Origin of the sequence: Paenibacillus sp. 19GGS1-52 (genome assembly GCF_022369515.1) — a bacterium.
Classification (GTDB): Bacteria; Bacillota; Bacilli; order Paenibacillales; family Paenibacillaceae; genus Paenibacillus_AQ.
In genome coordinates, this window is sequence record NZ_CP059724.1 from 5523232 (window position 1) to 5544265 (window position 21034).

A 21034-nucleotide genomic window follows, 5' to 3' on the forward strand; every position below is an offset into this window, starting at 1 on the left:
AAGATTCTGTTCTATGTATTGTAATTTCTAGTTAGAATCATACGATTTGTATAGAATAGTTCTAAAGTAGGGAGGTCTCATATGAAATCGATTCACAATGATTATGTAGAATTAACGGTGGCTATGTTCAGAACCGGGATACTCGGCTACGGTGGAGGACCCTCTGTAATTCCTCTGATCCGACATGATGCCGTTACCCGTTACAACTGGTTAAATGATGATGAATTTGGCGATACACTGGCGATAGCCAATGCACTTCCGGGTCCTATCGCTACCAAAATGGCTGCTTACCTAGGCTACAAGCTACTGGGTGTAAGAGGTGCTATCCTGTCTGTCCTGGCCCATATCCTGCCCAGTTGTATTGCAATGATCGCATTACTGTCAGCTGTCAATTATTTAAGTGGCTCTAAAGTAGTGGCCGGGATGATTGCGGGGGTATCTCCTGTAATCGCGGTGATGCTTGGAATGATGGCTTACGAATTTGCGCAAAAAGCCTATAAAGGCTTGGGGAAAATTATGGGTATCTCCTTATTCCTGCTCGCCTTGCTATTACTTGAAGTGCTGCATGTGCACCCGGCTATTGTCATTCTGCTCTATCTCGCTTACGGAACGGTCCATTATCGAATACTTGCCAAGAAGAATCAAGGAGGGACATCATAGATGGAATGGCTAAAACTGATTTACGGCTTTTTCATGGCTAATCTGCTCGGTTACGGCGGTGGCCCCTCTTCTATTCCACTGATGTATCAGGAGATTGTTCCACATTATGGCTGGCTCACCAATGAGCAATTTTCCAATATGCTGGCACTAGGCAACGCCCTGCCCGGTCCGATCGCTACCAAAATTGCCGCTTATGTGGGCTATGATGTTTATGGCTGGATCGGGCTGGTCGTCGCTTTACTGGCTACCATCGTTCCTTCTGCAACGGCGCTTATCATTCTGCTCCAAGTGATGCAGAAATATAAACAATCGCCTGTAGTTAAGGGAATGACCTTGCTGGTACAACCGGTGATTGCCGTGATGATGGCTGTGCTAACCTGGAAAATGGCCAAGGGTCCCGCGGACTCCATCGGAATTTGGCAGACTCTGATTATCGCTGCGATTGCTTTCTGGGCCATGAAGCATCTCAAGCTTCACCCTGCGTTAGTGATCCTTGTCGCTTTTGCCTATGGCGGGCTTGTGCTCCGTTATACTGTATAGCTGCTATTTCAATATATAATGCGATAGTACTGCCTGTACCTCGTAGATATTCACAGATTTATTGAACGTCTTCTTTACCGGCACTGTACTGCTGGAGATATAGAGACATAACTCCGCATCCAGGTCGAAGTGTCCGGCAGTCTCGACAGAATAATGTGAAATACTTTTGTAGGGGATGGAATGGTATTCCGTTTTCTTCCCGGTTATTCCTTGTTTATCTACCAGAATAAGCCGCTTATCCGTAAAAATAAACATGTCTCTAATCAGCTTATAGGCTCGTTCAATCTTCTCCTGCGGGGCAAGAATCTGTGCATATTCTTGTTGTACTGCAGCAATATCCACCTGAGAAGCGTTACCGAGCAACCCGTCAAAAAGTGCCATTGGTCATCCTCTTTTCGCCTAATAGATTTAGCGGGTTGTCCTCCGCCATAGAACCATATTATTGTAAATATAATAATATATGCAATGGAAATCTTCTTTATTTGCAAGAGATAGAATCGATTTTCAGCTTTGCCCCTTGCTTATTATGTGATAATTGAATAATATGAATATAAATTTATCAAGAAGGAGGTGTGGTAGGAATGGATCATAATTGGACCAACAGTGTTATTAGCCGGCTGCCGATAGCTATGGCTGGCATCGTTCATGTAAATGGTACTAACGGGAGAACTCTGTCCATTTTCAAGAATCCAATAACACTAAACAATTGTGAAATACCTTTCCTGCCTTCACCTCGACGGATCTAATAACCGGAGAATGATCAGGCCGTGGGGAAATTTCCCTGCGGTCTTTTTTATATTCAATTACGGACTAGAGCAATATTTCCACTTTGAGGGATAGATCACAGAGAGAGGGTATTCCTAAAGGAGAATCCTAATGATTATTCAATGTCAAAATGTGCAAAAATACCATGGTGCTCAGCTCGTGCTGAACGATATTACCTTCGATATTCGCCAAGGCGAAAAAATCGGTCTCATCGGCCGCAACGGCTGCGGCAAAACTACGCTCTTCCATTTGCTGAATGGTGAGGAGCGGCCTGATCAAGGGCAAATCTCGCTTCGCCGAGGTAGTGTAATCGGACTGCTGTCGCAGATCCAGGAGGTTAGTGGACAAGAAACTGTATATAGCATCTTACAGCGAAGCTTCGCTGAACCCCTGCAATGGCAGAGCCGTCTGCGGGAGCTGGAGCAAGAAATGTCCGCTTCGAATGTGGAAAATGACCAACAAAGCTGGAACAAGCTACTGCAGGAATACGGCAGCCTACAGGATAAATTCGAAACTGCCGGCGGTTATGAGATTGAATCCTCCATCCAGCGTATATCTGCAGGTCTCGGGATTGGAACCGGGTATTACGACCGCAGCTTCGCCTCCCTCTCCGGTGGTGAGAAGACGAAGGTAGGGCTTGCAGAGCTGCTGCTGCGCAAGCCTGATGTCCTGCTATTGGATGAGCCAACCAATCATCTTGATATGAACGCTATCGAATGGCTGGAGCAATTTCTACAGAGCTATGAGGGTACCGTGCTGGCCATATCTCATGACCGCTACTTTCTGGATGCAGTAGTCAAAAAAATCATCGAGATTGAAGACGGAGAGGCTGTTACTTTTCATACGAATTACAGCGGTTATCAAGTCGAGAAGGAAACCCGATTGCTGCTACAGTTCGCTGACTATCAAGAGCAGCAGAAGAAAATCAAGCAAATGCAGGAGAGCATCAAACGACTGATTGAATGGGGAAACCGTTCCAATCCGCCTAACCCTTCCTTCCATCGCCGAGCCGCGTCAATGCAGAAGGCACTGGATCGGATGGTCAAGGTCAAGCGCCCTATTCTGGAGCGCAAATCCATGGATTTGCAGCTGGAGCAGAAAGACCGTTCTGGAAATCAGGCCGTTATATTAGATCGAATTTCTAAATCTTATGGAGATCGTTGCTTGTTTCAGGGAGCCAGTGAAGTACTGCGATACGGGGAGACTACTGCGCTCATTGGCGGCAACGGTGCTGGCAAGAGTACGCTGCTGCGCATTATTCTTGGTCAGGAAACTCCGGACAAGGGGACCTGCACACTCGGTTCACGAGCAGTCATTGGTTATCTCGCCCAAGAGGCTGTTCCGGACGATAGCGGACAATCCGTATTGCGCTATTTCCGTGAGGAGGCAGGACTGGAGGAGGGGGAGGCTCGGGGGCAGCTAGCTAGGTTTCTCTTCTATGGCAGTGATGTATTCAAAGATATTACTAATCTCTCCGGTGGAGAATGGACCCGGCTGCGTTTCGCAATATTAATGCACCGCCGCCCAAATCTGTTGATCCTTGATGAGCCGACTAACCATCTGGATATTGATTCTCGAGAGGCACTTGAGGAAGCACTGGAGGATTTCCCCGGCACCGTACTGGCCGTGTCGCATGACCGTTATTTCATTAATCGCCTCTTCCATAAGCTCTGGTCTATTGATGAAGGCAAATTCACCGCATTCTCAGGGAATTATGAGTATTACAAGGAAAAGCAAGCAGAGAAAACTGAAGCTTCCCAATATCTAAAAGAAGCGAGCTATAGCAAACCTGCTTCTCAGTCAGCGAGTCTGCTTGTAGCTCAGGCTGACAACTCTGCTCGTATGGAGCGAGCACAGAGAAGTAGTTCTGCACGAGCCTCTTCCCTTGCATCCCGTAAGTCACGCTCTCAGACCTCCTGGGAGCAGGATATCGCAGAATCCGAGCAGCTTCTGGGCATGATCGATACCGACATGCTTAATCCCCTGATTAGCAGCGACGCTGAAGGGCTGACCCGACTCCAGCAGCAGCGGGATGCCGCGCAGGCAAAGCTTGATAAGCTTTATACAAGCTGGTTAAACGCAAGCGATACTGTGGAATAACGGTAAAATAACGCAAAAGCTGCTTCTTCTATACGAAGAGGCAGCTTTATTTTATAATTCTGTTCATAATTTATAGTAATGTTCGGTAGTTTAGCGCCAAATCCTCATAAACCAACCTATTAACGAGATCCATAAAGGAATGCTGATTAAGATGCCCCATACCAGCCCAGTGGCAATATTACCCTCTGCAGGACGCAACACACCTTCCTGTTGTAATGGAAGTCTCAACTCTTCTTGTTCCATGCGATCCCCTCCTAAAATATGTATCGACAATTCAGAGGAAAAAATGTAGACCGCTTGACCCAAAAATCAAAGAAATTAATAATTTTTTTAGATATAAAGGCTCAGCGGTTATTAATGTAAGTGCTTTCGTCCAACTATTTAACCATAATCTCTCTCATTAGAAACAATTCTCTTAGAGCAGCCATATATTATATGTACTACCTCTAGTCCAATATAACCGATTTATCAGGGTTGTGTAAATATTGAAATAGGGTATGCAGCTGTTCCTCCGTATTCCGCTCCTCTGAAAGTTCAGGCAGTTCATCCTCTGCAAAAAACGAAACTCCGCTCGTCTCCAGACCTTCCGCAGCTGCTCCGCCAACAATCCGGCACAGGATAAACAGCTTGTAAATATGATAGGGCTCAGGAGGATGATTATGGAATTTCTTGTCTAGCAAGGCGAGCAGGCGTATAGCTTCGGTCTGAAATCCAGATTCCTCGATAATTTCCTTGACCACTACCTCACTCGGGGAAAGCCCGATATCTGCCCAGCCACCAGGAAGCGCCCATTTTCCGTCCAATTTCTCACGTACCAACAGAATCTTTTCGTCCTGAAAAACAACTCCCCGAACGTCTACCTTAGGTGTCGCATAGCCATCGTCACCTGCAAATACTAGTCTGATTTTCTCTTTGCTCTGAAACGTGTAATTCGCCAGGATATCCACACTCAGCTCGCGCAAAGCCTGATAACGCTCTATATCATATACATCCTTGCCATAGGCAAGCCCTGTCTGCGCAATCGCCTGAATCTCTTTGGCCCAAGATAACCATTTCTGCTCCATAACTGCACCTCTCGATTAATATCCTATAGTCTATTGGCAAAGCATTAAATGACGTGAGAATAAGCCTTTCTTGGCCACACAACGGTCAATAATCGTAAATCCTGCTTCTGTAATCATCTCGTCCATCGCTTCAATCGCCACAATCACAATCCGATCCGTAATCCGACGGGCATTAACTAGAATAGACAGCTGTTCCTCTGGTGTAATTCGGGAGTATAAATTATAGGGCATATCCACAATTGCTGCGTCATAATGCTCCGTAATGTCAGCAATATCACCAAGGGTTACCTCCGCGGTGAACCCAAAATGCTCGATATTCGTCCGTGCTCCAGCAGCAATCTGCGGATTAATATCACGGCCTACTATATCCATTTCCATCGAGAGTGCTTCTACCATCACCGTCCCAATTCCGCAGCAGGGATCAATAACCCGGATACCTGTGGGCTGCGGCACGGCAATATTGGCAGCAGCCCGCGCTACACGTGTACTGAGTGCTATAGAGTAGCTGCGCGGTTTTTTCATATGCCTGAACCAGGTCGCCTTATTCTTGTGATAGGTCCCAAAGTACCAACGGCCCCCCAGCGTTACAATACCATATACCAGTTGCGGGTGATTTACATCTGCCGCTCCTTCGATGTGCAGGCCAATTTCCCGCTCAATCACTCTGCGCTCATCATATTCTATTTTGTCTGCAGGAGACAGGTCATTCGTCTTTACGAAAATAGCTTTGAACGTCATACCATTCACTTCCACCTGCTCCACTTGCGTATAGATCTCGGACAGGTTATCTCCTGCATACCACACGTCAATCCTTTCCTTGATAAAGGGACTGCGACTGACATCTATCTCAAGCTCACTTGCAAAAATAGAGGATGACACCTCCTGGCCGAACAGACAACGCAGCTCCATCTGACATAAAGAGACTTCATCCGCCGAACAGGCGTAGGTATATATAAATGCGGGTTTTATAACTTCATTAAGCAATTTGATCTCATCCTTATCCTTGTAAAATGTTCTATGCTGCTGCCCTTTATTCCGTTCCTACAGGTTCATGCTGACTATCGTAGACGGTACGTGCTTCAGCGATTGCTGCCCGATTCCCGTTAACCCACTCCACAAGCGCCTGTAGCGGATAAAGCAGCGATTCCCCGAGTGCTGTGAGACCATATTCGACGGTTAATGGCACTGTCGGCGTCGCTTTACGCCAGACCAACCCGTCCCGTTCTAAATGGCGAAGGGTCTGGGTCAGCATACGTTGTGAAATCCCACCCGAACGGCGTTGCAGTTCCTTAAAACGCAGACTCTGCACACCCAGATTCACAATAATAAGCACGCTCCATTTATCCCCAACCCTATCCAGAATCTGGCGGGTGATTGTACAGTCCTCAAGAATCGACAGCTGCCCGTATGATTGATCTAATGTATTGTCCAAATGAGGTTACCTCCAAGTAACTTAAGCATGTAATAGTGCCTTCTTGCTGCTTTAGTTCACTGTAGTCTATCATGGTTACTGATCGTAATCAACAACCTGAAGGGAACTGATAAACAATAACAACTCAAGGTCTCAATATTGAAGCTGCAGCATTTCCAGCCGACTTGTACAATAAAGAGTAATTGGCTACTGCCTTCCATGCGATTAAAGAGAGATATGGGTTTATCGATGTGCTTGAATTCAGCCCGACCAGCGGGAACTGCCCGCCCACTCCTGCATCACAAGTCACTGAAGAGCATGCCCTGGACGTTTTTCAAGGTCTGGTTATAGCAGCCATCAGAAGCGTCGAGCAAGTATTACCAGAGATGTTGGAACAGAATAGCGGAGCTATTTTATTCACAACCGGTCTTTCCTCCATTTATCCCATACCCATGATGGACAATATCGGTATCGCACTCAGCGGATTGAGAAACTATGCTCACAACCTGCACAGTGATCTGGCTCCAAAAGGCATTTATGTCGGCCATTTGGCCCTGGGAGTATTCATCAAACCAGGTACCTCGACAGATCCGGGGCTCATTGCTGATGTTTGGTATGACATGTACCTGAGCAAAAGTGTGCCGGAGGAAACCTTTCCACATGGTGTAACACCGGAAACCATCGTGTGGTAAAGCTCCTTCGCTAATCATTTTGATCCATAGTAAGTTCTCCAGTATAATGGTGCGTATAGATTGCTAAATTGCTTTAGCAAAACTTCAAGGAGGTACATACTCACTATGTCATATGAAACTTATTTTCAGGAGCAACGGGAAGCGCATCTAGAGGAACTGAAACAATGGCTCACTATTCCCAGCATTTCCGCTTTGTCCGCTCACAAGGATGATATCCAAGCAGCAGCACATTGGCTGTTGGATACGCTGAAGCGTGCCGGTCTGGAGAACATTGAACTTTACCCGACAGCGGGACATCCCGTTATATATGCCGATTATCTTCATGCTCCAGGAAAACCGACCCTTCTAGTCTATGGCCACTATGATGTACAGCCAGTTGACCCACTGAACCTGTGGACAACTCCACCTTTCCAACCGGAAATACGTGATGGCAAGCTCTACGCGCGTGGAGCAACGGATGATAAAGGGCAGGTATTCCTGCATATCAAGGCTATCGAAGCGATTCTGAAGCAGGAAGGCACACTCCCGGTCAACATCAAGCTATGCATTGAAGGCGAGGAAGAGATTGGTAGTGTGAATCTGCCTCCATTCCTGGAAGCTCACAAGGAGCAACTAGCTGCAGATGCGGTACTTGTCTCGGACACTTCTCTGTTGGAGCGCGGCCGCCCTGCTATCTGTACCGGTCTGCGCGGACTATGTTCTCTTGAAGTTAGCATAAATACCGCTTTAACGGACCTTCACTCCGGCTCTTACGGCGGCGGAGTTCCGAATGCACTGCATGCGCTGGTTTCTTTGTTAGCTTCTCTGCATGACGACAAGGGCCGTGTAACGGTAGAAGGCTTCTATGAGGGTGTTCCAGAGCTTTCCCCACAACTGCGCGAAGAATTTGTGAAGCAAGGCATAAATGAAGAGAACATCCGTAAGAGTTTGGGACTTGTTGCTTTATACGGAGAAGAGGGTTATTCCTTCGTAGAACGCGTAGGCGCTCGTCCAACACTGGAACTTAATGGTGTATATGGCGGATTCCAAGGTGAAGGCAGCAAGACCGTTATTCCGAAGGAAGCACATGCCAAGATTACCTGCCGTTTGGTTGGAGATCAGGACCCACAGCATACTCTCGATGCCATTGAAGCTCATCTGAAGGCTAATGTTCAAGCCGGAGTACAGCTGCATGTGAAACAATTGGAGAAAGCACGCGCCTTCAACATTGACCCGTCGAATCCTATTTTGCAGACTGCGGCTGACGCATACGGCAAAGTATACGGTACTCGTGCCCTCTTCACTAAAGACGGTGGCTCCATTCCAATTATGGAAAGCTTCTCCCGCGTTCTGGAAGCGCCGGTTGTTCTGATGGGCTTTGGCCTCGATGATGAGAACCTGCATGCTCCAGATGAACACTTCAACCTGGAGAATTTCGATAAGGGATTACTTACTGTTGTTGAGTTCTTGAAAACTGTGTAAGCAACCGATCAACTGTTCATTTTCAGTCTGTATCAGGCTTCCGCTTTCGTAGAATTAGGTTGTACAATAAAAGCCAGGCATCCCAACATTTTGGGCAGCCTGGCTTATTTTTTGAAATAGGGGGGGACAGCACTTGCTACAATTAAATAATAATGAAATTTTGCTAACCAAAAGGGAGGCAACCTATTATTTAAGCATGGGTTATCAGGTTTTCGGCGACTTGCATGTGACCAATCAACGCACTATTTTTGCACCTAAATTGCTTCGCAACAAACAAGGGGACTATATTGAATTTCTGAATGCTGAAATTAAGAATGTTGAGACATTCAACTCTTTTCGCTATGTGCCTGATGGATTAAAAATAACTTTACATTCTAATCAGGAGTATAAGTTTAAGCTGTTTGACAGAGAGCATATTCTAGAAAAATATAGAATTAATAATGTTGCTATAATCCAAAAATAAGCAAAGAAAAAACCCTTGCATCACAAGGGTCTCAACACATTAGAAAGGATAAGCGGGTGATGGGAATCGAACCCACGCTATCAGCTTGGAAGGCTGAAGTTCTACCATTGAACTACACCCGCAACTCAAGTGAACACAAAAAATATTGTAGCACCACTCGATATAAAAAGCAACTTTCTTACGTTCAGGAAGGCATGCCCAGTATAGGCTGCTTCAGAAAAAACATTTCAAATTCTTCCGCTTTTATCGGCTTACTAAACAGAAATCCTTGAGCATCATGACAGTGCTGCTGCCGCAAGAACTGCAGCTGTTCCTTGTTCTCAACGCCTTCAGCTGTGACCTTCAATTTGAGGTGATGCGCCATCGAAGTAATGGTAGACACAATTGCCGCGTTATTAGTATCCTCCATCACGTCGGAAACGAAGGATCGATCAATTTTCAGCCGATCAATCGGCATATTTTTTAAATAATGAAGAGAGCTATAGCCCGTGCCGAAGTCATCTATACTTATAAATACACCAAGCTCTTTTAGCCGTTTCAGCTGTTCAAAGGCCATCTCTTTATCCAGTGTCATGCTTTCCGTAATTTCCAGATCGACATAACAAGGATCCAAGCCAATATCTTTCAGAATAGTTCCAATCTTACCAGCCAGATTGGGCTGCAGAAACTGGCGCATCGACAGGTTAATGGAGACACACATCGGACGGTAACCTGCTAGCTGCCATAGTTTATTCTGTAGGCAGGCTGTTTTCAGAACCCACTCCCCAATGGGAACAATCATTCCGCTCTCCTCGGCGATCGGAATGAAATCCACTGGTGAGATGAGACCACTTTTGGGATGATTCCAGCGCAGCAATGCTTCCATCCCTACAATTTCTTCCGTTTCCAGGTTTACCTGCGGCTGATAGACTAGATAGAATTCCTTGCGTTCAAGTGCTCTCCGCAAATCATTCTCCAGCTTCAGTCGTTCTTTCGCCTTCATCTGCATAGCAGGTATATAGCGGCGAATTTCAACGCCTTGATCTTTAGCATTATGCACAGCGGTATCCGCATTCTGAATGAGCTGTTCAGCAGTATCTCCGTCCTCTGGGTAGATGCTCATGCCCAGACTCAGTGAAATGTGATATTCTCCTGATTCCAGACTAACTGGCAATTCGAACAACTGCAGCAGCTCTGAAGCCCGTTGCATGCAGCCTTCAAGGCTGGCTCTCTCCAGCATCAGAAAGGCAAATTCATCCGCTCCCATGCTGAACAGCTCTTCATTATCCCTGGCCTCAATAGCGATCCGCTGTGATACCTTTTGCAGCAAATGATCCCCGGCATAATGTCCGAGAGAATCATTAATATTCTTAAAATGATTGATATTCATAATGACTAGCGCTGAGAAGCCTTGATTACTATCCTTCTCTCCAACCGCAGTCACAATCATTTCTTCTACACGTTGCATCAGATTGCGTCTGTTCGGAAGTCCCGTTAAATCATCATGATAAGCCAAGTAATTCATCCGATCTTCAACTTGTTGCTTCTCATGAAAAGGTTCTTCAATCGTCAACCGGTATACTCCAGTAAGCAGTAAATAGTAGGCAACTCCACTGCACACCATACCAAAGAGCGGGTCCACATCACCAAGGCGCAGAGGGTTCATAAAGAAAGCTTGGCCCAGAGCAAAAAAGATAAGTGAACGGATAATAATAAGCATCGAGGCTGACTTTTCAACTTTGCCTGGATAAACAATGACCGCAACACCTATCAGATAGATAAAGAGCACAGCCATATCAACCAACCGCTTCAGTGAATCCGTCCACTCTTGGCTATGCAGTTGTGGAATAACCGAGTGGCCGAATACGAATATAACCAAAGAGACCACAATCAATAGTAGGGCAATTCTAAATACCTTTCCCTTCTCAGAGATAGATACCGGCTTATCCACTCTACTAAAAATAAACAGGATGCCTAGTGCACTGGAGAGACGTGAGAGCGCAAGTAGCCAGAGCGATTCCTCAGAGCTGACAAATGAAGATATCCATGGAATTCCTACAAAGCTGAGCGTGTGCAAGAAATCAAATGTACATACCCCTAAAAAAAGCGCAGAGGCATATAATCTTGCTCTTGATAACCGATCGGAGAAAAATAGCCAACCCTGCGCAAAAATTGCAAAACCAAACGCAATATTGCAGCATCCGGCAATAAGGTATAATGCTGAAATCAGATCCCAGTCATCAATCTGGTCTAGTGGTGTATGGAAAATCTGAATTAGAAGGAACAATATACCCCCTAAAATAGCCGTTCGAATTGTCTTTTTCTCTTCTTGTCTCATAAGTCCCTCGCGTCTGAAAATGATATCTATCATATTATTGGATATATTTATGTCCTATGTATAAATATCGGCTGAATGGGTCACGAAAGTTACAGCGTTCCCCTACAATATAAAAGAAAGCACTGCCCCCATACTCAGAGATCAGTGCTTCTGTAAAAAAAACTATTTATTTTCACCAAAAGTAACCTCGGGTGTTGTAAGCAAGTCATAGAACTCAACTGCTTTATCCTTATCTTCCGATGAACGAAGGGCCATAGCAGAACGTGGATGCTCGTCCAGCGTACCTGTGATCATATAAGGAATAATATATCCCCACTCCTCCTTCTCGCGCAATGGAGTCATAAGACGTTCAACGACATCCAGCACAGGACGAAGATTGTAATGTGTGTTTTTCAGATGAGTAACAAGCAGTTCAGTAGGACAATTGCCAGCTGCACGCCCCATGCCATAGCAGGAAGCATCCAATAATTCCACACCTTTTTCGGCTGCAATTAGTGTATTGGAGAAAGCCAATTGCAAATTGTTGTGGGTATGTACTCCCAGGCGTTTGTTGGGCAAATGCGTTTTGAACTTATCAACCAGATAAGTGATATCGTTATGATCCAAGCTGCCATAAGAATCTACTATATATACAACGTCAACAACGCTCTCGCGGATCTGTTCGAAGGCTTCAAGTAGTTCGTTATCCATAACATTCGACAGTGCCATAATATTGATGGTCGTCTCATAACCTAGATCATGAAAAGTTTGCACTAGCTGCAGAGCTTTGTCCACATCCTTGCTGTAGCAGGCTACACGGATCAAATCCAGCATACTTTCACTTCGTGGCAGAATGTCAGTCTCATCCACGCGGCCGATATCCACCAAAGCGGAAAGCTTAGTATGGCCTTTTTGCGGAATTACTTTGCGCAGGAAGTCATCGTCAAGGAATCGCCAAGGTCCGGCACCTTCAGCGCCTTTAAGCAGCTTCGGTGAATTCTTGTAACCAATTTCCATATAATCAACACGAGCTTCATTTAAACCGGCATACAAATTCTGTACAAACTCCACACTAAAATCCCAGTTGTTCACTAGACCTCCATCACGGATGGTGCAGTCAACAATTTTGCTTTGATTCGTCTTCACAATTTATTCTCCCTTCAACTGTAAGCAATCATAATTTCCTTGATCCTAAGCTTTACTATGCAATTATTATCGCTTAATCATACTTTAATGATGAATACAATGTAAAGAATATTCGCCGCGCCCTCCATAACCGTTTGCAATATAACTACGCAATGACAAATATCACTGCTATTCTTTGATTATCGTGCTACAGTACAAGAAAACAATTGAGATTGATTATCAGTCTCTTGTCGGAGGGATTAAAATGGCTTCTACTTCCTGCTCCTTGCTGCGCTTACAGCCAGGTTCTACTGGTTCCATCCATAGAATTGAAGGAATGAACCCCATCTTACAGCGCCGACTAGCTGATCTCGGAGTGGCGGAAGGCGTTGTCATCCGTCTTAAGGGAAAGGGACCCTTTCTAGGACCTATTACGTTAGAATGCAACGGCCAATTGTTCGCCATCCGCCGGAAAGAAGCTTCCATGATTGAGGTGAATGTATCTTGAGTTCTATAGCGCTCGTAGGTAACCCGAACACTGGTAAGACTTCGCTTTTCAATACGTTAACCTCATCCTATGAATATGTAGGGAACTGGGCGGGTGTAACCGTTGAGAAAAAGGTCGGCAGCCTAAAGAACGGTGCTGGCAAGCTGATCGATTTGCCTGGCATCTACTCCCTTCACCCACTATCGCGCGATGAGGGCGTTGCTGCTCAATATCTGATTGAAGAATCACCTGAAGCACTCATCAATATCGTTGATGCGTCACAGTTGGAACGAAATCTGCTGCTCACACTCCAATTACTGGAATATGGTAAGCCGACTCTATTGGGGCTGAATATGATAGACGTGGCCAAAGCGCGTGGTATTCATGTCAATGCTGAAATCCTGCAAGCCCATCTTGGTATTACCGTCCTCCCGCTTGTAGCAAGAACCGGCAAAGGCACTGGTCAGGTACTTAGCATTCTGGAGAAATCCTCAGCTATCCCGCCAGTAACCTTTAAACTATATTATGGAGAATTTGTTGAAGAAGCCATCTCTTCTATTATAAAAGAATTGCAGCATACTCCGGGTTTACCAACCCTCCGCTGGGTTGCTCTACAGCTGTTGGAGCAGAATCCCGTCATTCTCCAGTACCTAAAGAAGCGTGTGGATATCACTCGATTGCTGGCCATCTGTGATGCCTGTCAGAGCGAATTGCAAATCAAAAAACTTGCATTGACGCTTCCCCAATGGATTCGCTCAACCCGAATGGATTATATCCGTTCTTTATGCGATGCAGCACTTGATACCTCTGCACAAAAACCACACAACCTGACTGAAAGATTGGATTCCCTGCTGACTCACCGCTTTTTGGGATTGCCTCTGTTCATTGTCTTCATGTATGCGCTATTCAAGACAACCTTTGACTGGGCAGGTGGACCTTTATCGGATCTTGTCGATGGATTAATATCCGGCCCCATCAGTGACGGAACCGTTTCTATGCTGCAGTACCTTGGGGCCTCCAACTTTACACACGCCTTGATTGTGGATGGCATTATCGGTGGTGTTGGCGGCGTACTGGTTTTTGTTCCCCAAATCTTCATTTTGTTCCTGATTATCTCCTTTCTTGAAGATTCCGGTTATATGGCGCGGGTCTGCCTGCTGATGGATAGTACCATGGAACGAATGGGACTTAATGGAAAAGCGTTTATTCCTTTCATTATTGGCTTTGGCTGCAACGTACCGGCCATTATGGCTGCACGCAGTATTGAGCAACCGAAGGATCGGATGCTAACTACACTGCTTATGCCACTGATGTCTTGTTCTGCAAGATTGCCAGTCTACCTGTTGTTCGCAGCAGTATTCTTTCCGGAGCGGCAAGCAACAGCAGTTTTATCCATGTATGTAATGGGGATTGTGTTCGCACTGATCCTGTGTAAAGTATTCTCTAAATATTTGTTCAAAAATGAATCCTCAATCTTCATCATTGAGCTGCCTCCCTATCGCTTACCGCAAATCAAGACACTATCGCGCAGCACCTGGGAAAAAGGCAAAGGGTTCCTACGCAAAGCAGGAACGATTATTCTTGCAGGTTCCGTAATTATCTGGCTGATGTCCTATGCCGGACCTGGTGGGTTTGATGTAGCCATGGACAGTAGCTTTCTGGCTAAATTCGGCGGTATGATTGCACCACTGCTAGCGCCGCTCGGCTTTGGAACATGGCAGGCTGGTTCCACACTGGTTCCCGGATTTTTAGCTAAAGAGGTTGTAGTCTCAACCATGAATATCATCTATCATGCGCCGGATTCTGCCGGACTGGAAAGTCAGATTTCACAAGTCTTTACACCACTCAGTTCTATCAGCTTCATGGCCTTTATTCTACTCTATATTCCTTGTCTGGCAACTGTAGGCGTTATAAAGAAGGAAACTGCATCCTGGAAATGGACTTTCTTCTCCATGGGCTACTCCGTTGTTCTAGCGTATAGCGTATCTCTGATTATTTTTCAAGGTGGTAAACTATTGGGATGGTCATAATGCTTTCGTTATATTTTCGAATATATACTTAAAGAAAGCGGGTTACAACAATGATAAATGTTCTGATTATAGCACTTGTATTCGGATATTCAGGTTGGATGATCTACCGCCATGTTCAGAAGGGGAAAGAGGGCGCTTGTGCAGGCTGTGACAAAGGTAAGTCTTGCTCGGCAGCTTCTCTCGATTCTCCCTTTTCCTGCAGTGGAAAAGCTGCTGACAGCAAACATTAGAGTATAAATCCAACCAATCTATAAAGACAGCACCAAAGCTCACCTTTATCAGGGGCTTGGTGCTGTTTTTGGGTAACCACATATATTATTTCTCTTCGTTTTGACTTAACAGCCATTCCAGCAGGGTACGAACCATAACACCGGTAGCTCCCTTGGGATTAACTCCACGCTCCTTGGACAGGAAGGCCGTTCCGGCAATATCCAGGTGAATCCACGGCAGCCCTTCAGCGAACTCACCAATAAACAAGCCGGCTGTACTGGCTCCACCATATCTTCCCGCAGCATTGCGAATATCCGCAACCTCACTTTTTATCATTTCACGGAATTCAGGATACACAGGCAACTGCCATATATATTCCCCTGAATCTCTGGAGGCTGCTATTAATTCCTGCAAAAATGTCTCGTCATTTGTTACCGCACCTGTAGCTATATCTCCAAGTGTAGTAAGCACCGCACCGGTCAGCGTCGCCAGATCAATAATCCGCTCTGCACCCCATTCCCGCGCATATGTGAGTGCATCCCCTAATACAACTCGGCCTTCAGCATCTGTATTCAACACCTCTATCGTCCGCCCACTAAGCGTAGTAATAATATCGCCAGGTTTAAAAGCATTCGCTGATGGCATATTTTCTGCAGACGGAATGACCATAACAACATTAATCTGCGGCCGTAGTCTGCCCAAGGCTTCCATAACTCCAAGCACAGCGGCAGCGCCGCCCATATCACTAATCATTTCTTCCATGCCAGGCGCTCTCTTTAATGAGATTCCACCTGTGTCAAAGGTGATCCCTTTGCCGACCAGACCTATAACATGATCCCATTGTTCTCTGCCCTGATAGCGAATAACGATCATTCGCGGAGGATTAACGCTGCCTTTGCCGACTGCCGTCAATCCCCCCATTCCTTTTTGCTCGATCTCACGCTCATCCAGCACCTCGGTTGGCAAGCCATAACGCTCTGCAACCTCTACAGCCGCCACCGCAAGATCGGAGGGGGTCAGCAGATTTCCAGGGATGTTGGTCAGATCCCGCGCTAGATTAGTCGCCTCAGCAAATGCCTGCCCCCGCTGAATACCCTGAATCCAGCCTTCACGCTCTACTTCATCGGTCTGTTGCTCTATATTAAAAGTAACAGCGGCCAAGCCCGTATAAGAAGCCTGCTCCAGCTTATAGTGTCTGCGGCGGTACGCTCCAAGCATTAACCCTTCCGTGAGCGCACAGGCGATTGTAACTAGCGTCTTCTCCTCAGTACGAAGCGTTATCTCCCCCGGCAACTGAAATACAATTTTCTCAGCTTTTAACCTGAGCGCAGCACGAGCAATATTCGCAGCCATTATACGCAGTTGATCAGTAGTTAGCAGCCCGTCTCCGCAACCGCACAGTATGATGACGGGAAAATCGTATTGATTCTCCAAAGGCAGGACATAGGTCTGGTTCAACTTGCCTCCAAACAGTCCTGTTTTACCTAACACAGCAATTTTATCATTCCACTGGGCAGCTAAGCCCCCTTGCTCAACATTTGATTCAGATACAATCAGAACTAGCGCATCCGCTGTTAGTGCATCTAATGCTACTCCACTGCTATAATCAATATTCAATTTTCATTACCTCCGTTTGTCGTCACACGTTAAGTTTCATATTTATTGTAGCATAGCTAAGGCTGATCTCCCGCAGCGATAATACACCACAGGAATCAGCCTCTAAAGAGAATTTATTATTAACAGATATTATTCAATCTGTTAGTGTGTAAGCGGTAGAGAGATCACAAAACGTGTGCCTTCATTAATCCTGCTGCTGACAGAGATACATCCGCCGTGATCCTTGATGATTCGATCACTCACAGACAAACCAAGTCCCGTCCCATTCTCCTTCGTCGTAAAAAAAGGATTAAATAATCTGTCTAATGTGCAGGCATCCATCCCTTTACCATTGTCGGAAATAAAAATCCGAACCTCTGCGCCTTCTCTCCGCGCTCCAACCTCAATCTTCCCCAGTTCATTATCAGCTTTCTCCGCAATCGCTTCCATTGCATTTCTAATCATGTTAAGGACTACCTGCTTTAATTGCTTTACATCTACCGATATAATCAGCTCACTCTGAAGTGGATGCAGATTAATCTGACAACCTTTCATCAAAGCTTCGCTCTCGGTCAGCAAAACAACCTCCTTGAGTAATGCCGAAACTGGAATTGCGCCAACTTGAGGAACAGAGGGTTTAGATGAATTTAAAAATTCATGAATAATATCGTTCGCACGATCAATTTCTGCCAAAATAATCTTTGCGTACTCCTCTTTCCCCAACTGCTGCAGATGAGGGCGGAGCAACTGAATAAATCCCCGAATCGCAGTTAACGGATTACGGATTTCATGAGCAATCGAGGCCGATAATTTGCCCAGCATAGCCAAGCTATCATTCTGGTAGGCCGTTTGCTCGATAAGCTTGTAATCAGAGATTTCTTTGACTGTAATCAAAGAATAACCTTTTATTTGCTCACCAGCACTCAAGGTGACCCGCCAGTAACGCCCATATTCGTCTACAAATTCATATTTGGGCTTTACCTTACAGACCAAATCCCGGTAGCCGCGCAGCAATTGCTTCTTCTTGAAGCGGCTTAACTGGATATGGGATAACAGATGAACCATAGAGCAGCCCAAAATAGAGTGACGCTGCATTTCGAGTATGGCATACATTTGTTTATTGGCAAAACTCAAAATTCCTTCTTCATCAAAAAGCATAATCCCACTATCAAGGTTTTCCAAAACATCCTCATATGTAGTATCCATAGGTCCGGAGTGAAACGTTCTTGCTGATAAAAGCAAGCTTTCCTGGTATTGACTTATCACGATACGAAGTTCCCCCTTTAACTGCATTTGACGAAGACGCTCAAGTGACATCAAATTACTATGTATTTGAGTATATGACGAAGACGCCAGAACATTCGGTAATCGCTACTATTATCCAACCATTTCAACTATATTCCAATCATATCCAAGTGGAGAAGACAACGCAATCAGAGAAAGTGTCGAATGGCTAAAAAAAGGATAAAAATGATTCCTAAGTCACATTATTTTACTGTAAAAGAGTTGTTTTATAGATCCACCAATTTTCAAAAACATACGTGCAAAAGAGCCTTCGCAAATGCGAAGGCTCTTTTTGACGAACTATTTTGTGCTGACACCAGCATCGAGAATAATCGGTTCTTCCTAAGCTTTCTGTTGCAAGCGGTGACGCCGCTGGCTCATCACAGCCAGTCTCTTCTTCAGTTCCCGTTCCCACTTTGTGTCCCCGATCTGCTTGGCAACTGCCAACAAATCAAGCGCCATATCAATCTGGCTACGCACAATGGTTAGAGGATCTTCACTCTCGACATTAATAACATTCTCAAAGATCGCCGTTTCGTCCTCCAAGACATAGTCTTGAAAATCCACATCCGTAACTCCGTCTCCATGAGCGTATTCTGCGAGAATCTCATATTCATTTTCGACCTTGTAATGAACCTCTACCCGGTGACATACCGGACAAAAAAGCAGGGGAACATTATGAACTTGCGTACGATAATGTTTAAGGGTTCCCTTTGTTCCTACCATACTTGCTCCACAGCAAAAGCTCATGCTTGTTCACCCTCCTTGGTTGATTCCAATGTTTTCTTATTATTGTATTACACTATGTCTCTGGAGATTCCTCTCCTTGAAGCTATTCATTAACCTTTACGCCCATTTTCAAACAATAATCTTGTGAATTTAGATTGTATCTTTGCAAAAAACCCCCTTGGCGGGTTAATGCTCCCGCAAGGAGGTTCTCATTAGTATCTCAAAGATCATTTTGAGGGACTGGAATTTACAGGTTCTTGTCGCCCGGTTTCCAGTTCATAGCGCATAATCCACCGGATTGCAGAGCTTGCAGAACACGAAGAGTCTCTTCTACGCTACGGCCAACGTCATTATGGTTAACTACTTGATATTTAAGTTCGCCTTCAGGATCGATAATGAACAATCCGCGAAGTGCGATACCTTCTTCTTCAATTAGAATGCCATAGTCACTCGCAACCTTCTTCGTGATGTCAGATGCAAGAGGGAAATTGATTGGGCCAAGGCCATTGGAATCCTTAGGTGTGGTGAGCCATGCCTTATGACTATGGATCGAATCGATGCTGGCACCAAGAATTTCTGTATCAAGTGCTGTGAAATCAGCTGCAGCGTCACTTAATGCTGTAATTTCGGTTGGGCATACAAAAGTGAAATCTAGTGGATAAAAGAAGAATACAAGCCATTTGCCGCGATAGTCGGACAAACTCACTTTACCAAAATCCTTGCCATCGCCCGATACTGTTTCCAATGTAAAGTCCGGAGCTGGTTTACCTACTAAACGTTCTGCCATTGCTTAAATCCTCCTTTGATTATGTAAGAAAAACAATCATTCGCTTTTCTTGATAGTATGGTTTAGCTAATGTCTTTCTGCTATAACCAAATGTTATCATCGTACAAAATCAAAGTCAAGATTATATTCATTACTTATTTATAATAATTATAAATAAGTAACCTTTTGTGACATTTTCTTTTTTCTGCATCCCCTTAATGGCGTTTAAGATAGACCGAGGTAATTATGCTTTGCGAATAGCCGCAACAATTAGATCGCCCATTTCAGTTGTGCTTATCGCCTTGCTCTTGTCTACCGCGATATCACTAGTGCGGTGACCTGCATCCAGCACTTCTGCCACGGCAGCTTCAATCGCTGTTGCTGCATCCTCATAACCGAAGGTCATGCGGAACATCAGTGCCACGGACAATATAGTTGCGATTGGATTCGCAAGACCTTGTCCTGCGATGTCAGGTGCGGAGCCATGTACCGGCTCGAAGAGACCGTAGCTACCTTCGCCCATTGATGCCGAAGCTAGCATTCCGATAGAACCTGTCAGCATAGCTGCCTCATCGCTCAAGATATCTCCGAACATATTCTCCGTTACGATTACATCAAAGCTGGAAGGACGGCGCAACAGCTGCATTGCACAGTTGTCTACCAGGATATGCTCCACCTCTACGTCCGGATATTCCGGAGCAAGCTTATTCACAACCTCACGCCACAAACGCGATGTTTCAAGTACGTTAGCTTTATCCACACTAGCCAGTTTCTTGCGGCGTTTGCCGGCAATTTCAAATGCCTGGCGGACAATGCGCTCCACTTCCATAACGTTGTATACGCAAGTATCAACTGCTTCCTCACCGAACTCGCCTTGACGACGCAGCTTCTCACCGAAGTAGATCCCGCCTGTCAGTTCACGCACAACCATAAGGTCTGTACCTTCCAAAACTTCCGGTTTTAACGTCGAAGCATCCTTCAGACAATCGAACACCACTGCTGGACGCAGGTTAGAGAAAAGACCAAGTGCTTTACGAATACCCAGCAGGCCTGTTTCCGGCCGCAGCTCCTTTGGATTGTTATCCCATTTAGGTCCACCAACGGCCCCAAGCAAGACTGCATCCGCACTGCGACATATTTCTAATGTATCCTCTGGCAGCGGTGTTCCTCTCTCATCAATGGCGATTCCCCCAAACAGTGCATGCTCTGTTTCAAAGACATAGCCGAATATTTCTTCGGTTACCTTCAATACTTTTTCCGCCTCAGCTACAACTTCAGGTCCGATACCGTCTCCAGCAATTACGGCGATTTTTTTTACTTCACTCATTTAAGTCACTCCTCAAGTGTTCTGCGCT

22 protein-coding genes and 1 tRNA gene are annotated in these 21034 nt (G+C 45.5%); 10 read left to right on the plus strand and 13 right to left on the minus strand.

The genetic code is table 11. The features are described 5' to 3' along the window. Positions 1-81: 81 nt before the first annotated feature. The gene (gene chrB / locus H1230_RS25525) at positions 82-660 is read left to right on the plus strand and encodes a chromate efflux transporter ChrB (protein WP_239712635.1); all 579 of its coding nucleotides are present in this window, start codon (positions 82-84) and stop codon (positions 658-660) included. Beyond that, the gene (gene chrA, locus H1230_RS25530; RefSeq protein WP_239712636.1) at positions 661-1200 is read left to right on the plus strand and encodes a chromate efflux transporter ChrA; all 540 of its coding nucleotides are present in this window, start codon (positions 661-663) and stop codon (positions 1198-1200) included. It abuts the gene before it with no gap. A gap of 3 nt (positions 1201-1203) precedes the next feature. On the opposite strand, the gene H1230_RS25535 is transcribed toward chrA, so the two are convergent. Continuing rightward, complete coding sequence (locus H1230_RS25535) at positions 1204-1581, minus strand: PH domain-containing protein (RefSeq protein WP_239712637.1); 378 nt, start codon at positions 1579-1581, stop codon at positions 1204-1206. 200 nt (positions 1582-1781) lie between these two features. On the opposite strand from H1230_RS25535, the gene H1230_RS25540 reads away from it, so the two are divergent. Then, positions 1782-1946 (plus strand): hypothetical protein, encoded by a 165-nt coding sequence (locus tag H1230_RS25540; RefSeq protein ID WP_239712638.1) that lies wholly within the window; start codon positions 1782-1784, stop codon positions 1944-1946. Positions 1947-2076: 130 nt separating this feature from the next. Next, on the plus strand, positions 2077-4065 hold the full coding sequence (gene abc-f / locus H1230_RS25545) for a ribosomal protection-like ABC-F family protein (RefSeq protein ID WP_239712639.1): 1989 nt from the start codon (positions 2077-2079) through the stop codon (positions 4063-4065). A 90-nt stretch (positions 4066-4155) separates the two neighbouring features. On the opposite strand, the gene H1230_RS25550 is transcribed toward abc-f, so the two are convergent. From H1230_RS25550 to H1230_RS25565, 4 genes are all read right to left on the minus strand, one after another. Further along, the gene (locus H1230_RS25550; RefSeq protein ID WP_239712640.1) at positions 4156-4308 is read right to left on the minus strand and encodes a hypothetical protein; all 153 of its coding nucleotides are present in this window, start codon (positions 4306-4308) and stop codon (positions 4156-4158) included. Between the two features lie 203 nt (positions 4309-4511). Then, positions 4512-5129, minus strand: a complete 618-nt coding sequence (locus tag H1230_RS25555; protein ID WP_239712641.1) for an NUDIX hydrolase — start codon at positions 5127-5129, stop codon at positions 4512-4514. 30 nt (positions 5130-5159) lie between these two features. Next, positions 5160-6113, minus strand: coding sequence for a TRM11 family SAM-dependent methyltransferase (locus tag H1230_RS25560; protein WP_239712642.1), 954 nt, complete (start codon positions 6111-6113; stop codon positions 5160-5162). Positions 6114-6159: 46 nt separating this feature from the next. Beyond that, the gene (locus H1230_RS25565) at positions 6160-6561 is read right to left on the minus strand and encodes a winged helix-turn-helix transcriptional regulator (RefSeq protein WP_239712643.1); all 402 of its coding nucleotides are present in this window, start codon (positions 6559-6561) and stop codon (positions 6160-6162) included. A 182-nt stretch (positions 6562-6743) separates the two neighbouring features. Here H1230_RS25565 and H1230_RS25570 point away from each other — a divergent pair, with 182 nt between their 5' ends. The 3 genes from H1230_RS25570 to H1230_RS25580 all read left to right on the plus strand — a co-directional run bounded on the left by H1230_RS25570 (position 6744) and on the right by H1230_RS25580 (position 9156). After that, positions 6744-7232, plus strand: coding sequence for an SDR family oxidoreductase (locus H1230_RS25570; RefSeq protein WP_239712644.1), 489 nt, complete (start codon positions 6744-6746; stop codon positions 7230-7232). Between the two features lie 105 nt (positions 7233-7337). After that, positions 7338-8693, plus strand: coding sequence for a dipeptidase (locus H1230_RS25575; RefSeq protein ID WP_239712645.1), 1356 nt, complete (start codon positions 7338-7340; stop codon positions 8691-8693). Positions 8694-8826: 133 nt separating this feature from the next. Continuing rightward, a complete protein-coding gene (locus H1230_RS25580) occupies positions 8827-9156 on the plus strand; it encodes a GRAM domain-containing protein (RefSeq protein ID WP_239712646.1) in 330 nt (109 codons plus the stop codon). Between the two features lie 51 nt (positions 9157-9207). On the opposite strand, the gene H1230_RS25585 is transcribed toward H1230_RS25580, so the two are convergent. The 3 genes from H1230_RS25585 to H1230_RS25595 all read right to left on the minus strand — a co-directional run bounded on the left by H1230_RS25585 (position 9208) and on the right by H1230_RS25595 (position 12598). Next, positions 9208-9278, minus strand: a tRNA-Gly gene (locus tag H1230_RS25585). Positions 9279-9340: 62 nt separating this feature from the next. After that, the gene (locus H1230_RS25590; protein WP_239712647.1) at positions 9341-11422 is read right to left on the minus strand and encodes a putative bifunctional diguanylate cyclase/phosphodiesterase; all 2082 of its coding nucleotides are present in this window, start codon (positions 11420-11422) and stop codon (positions 9341-9343) included. Between the two features lie 213 nt (positions 11423-11635). Then, positions 11636-12598, minus strand: a complete 963-nt coding sequence (locus H1230_RS25595) for an aldolase catalytic domain-containing protein (protein WP_239712648.1) — start codon at positions 12596-12598, stop codon at positions 11636-11638. A gap of 244 nt (positions 12599-12842) precedes the next feature. Between H1230_RS25595 and H1230_RS25600 the strand changes: the two genes are divergently transcribed. From H1230_RS25600 to H1230_RS25610, 3 genes are read left to right on the plus strand one after another with little or no spacing between them, the layout of a single operon-like run. Then, positions 12843-13085 (plus strand): FeoA family protein, encoded by a 243-nt coding sequence (locus H1230_RS25600; protein WP_239712649.1) that lies wholly within the window; start codon positions 12843-12845, stop codon positions 13083-13085. Then, on the plus strand, positions 13082-15094 hold the full coding sequence (feoB, locus tag H1230_RS25605) for a ferrous iron transport protein B (protein WP_239712650.1): 2013 nt from the start codon (positions 13082-13084) through the stop codon (positions 15092-15094). The genes H1230_RS25600 and feoB overlap by 4 nt, the downstream gene beginning before the upstream one ends. A 50-nt stretch (positions 15095-15144) precedes the next feature. Further along, a complete protein-coding gene (locus H1230_RS25610; RefSeq protein ID WP_239712651.1) occupies positions 15145-15324 on the plus strand; it encodes a FeoB-associated Cys-rich membrane protein in 180 nt (59 codons plus the stop codon). Positions 15325-15409: 85 nt separating this feature from the next. Here the strand turns inward: H1230_RS25610 and H1230_RS25615 are convergent, their stop codons facing one another. From H1230_RS25615 to leuB, 5 genes are all read right to left on the minus strand, one after another. Beyond that, positions 15410-16921: a leucyl aminopeptidase gene (locus tag H1230_RS25615; RefSeq protein WP_345773375.1), complete on the minus strand. Its 1512-nt coding sequence runs from the start codon at positions 16919-16921 to the stop codon at positions 15410-15412. A 141-nt stretch (positions 16922-17062) separates the two neighbouring features. After that, a complete protein-coding gene (locus tag H1230_RS25620; RefSeq protein WP_239712652.1) occupies positions 17063-18166 on the minus strand; it encodes an ATP-binding protein in 1104 nt (367 codons plus the stop codon). Positions 18167-18526: 360 nt separating this feature from the next. Further along, positions 18527-18934, minus strand: a complete 408-nt coding sequence (locus tag H1230_RS25625; RefSeq protein ID WP_154116909.1) for a hypothetical protein — start codon at positions 18932-18934, stop codon at positions 18527-18529. Positions 18935-19160: 226 nt separating this feature from the next. Next, positions 19161-19700 (minus strand): peroxiredoxin, encoded by a 540-nt coding sequence (locus tag H1230_RS25630; RefSeq protein ID WP_154116907.1) that lies wholly within the window; start codon positions 19698-19700, stop codon positions 19161-19163. A 223-nt stretch (positions 19701-19923) separates the two neighbouring features. Then, the gene (gene leuB / locus H1230_RS25635) at positions 19924-21006 is read right to left on the minus strand and encodes a 3-isopropylmalate dehydrogenase (RefSeq protein WP_239712653.1); all 1083 of its coding nucleotides are present in this window, start codon (positions 21004-21006) and stop codon (positions 19924-19926) included. Positions 21007-21034 lie beyond the last annotated feature (28 nt).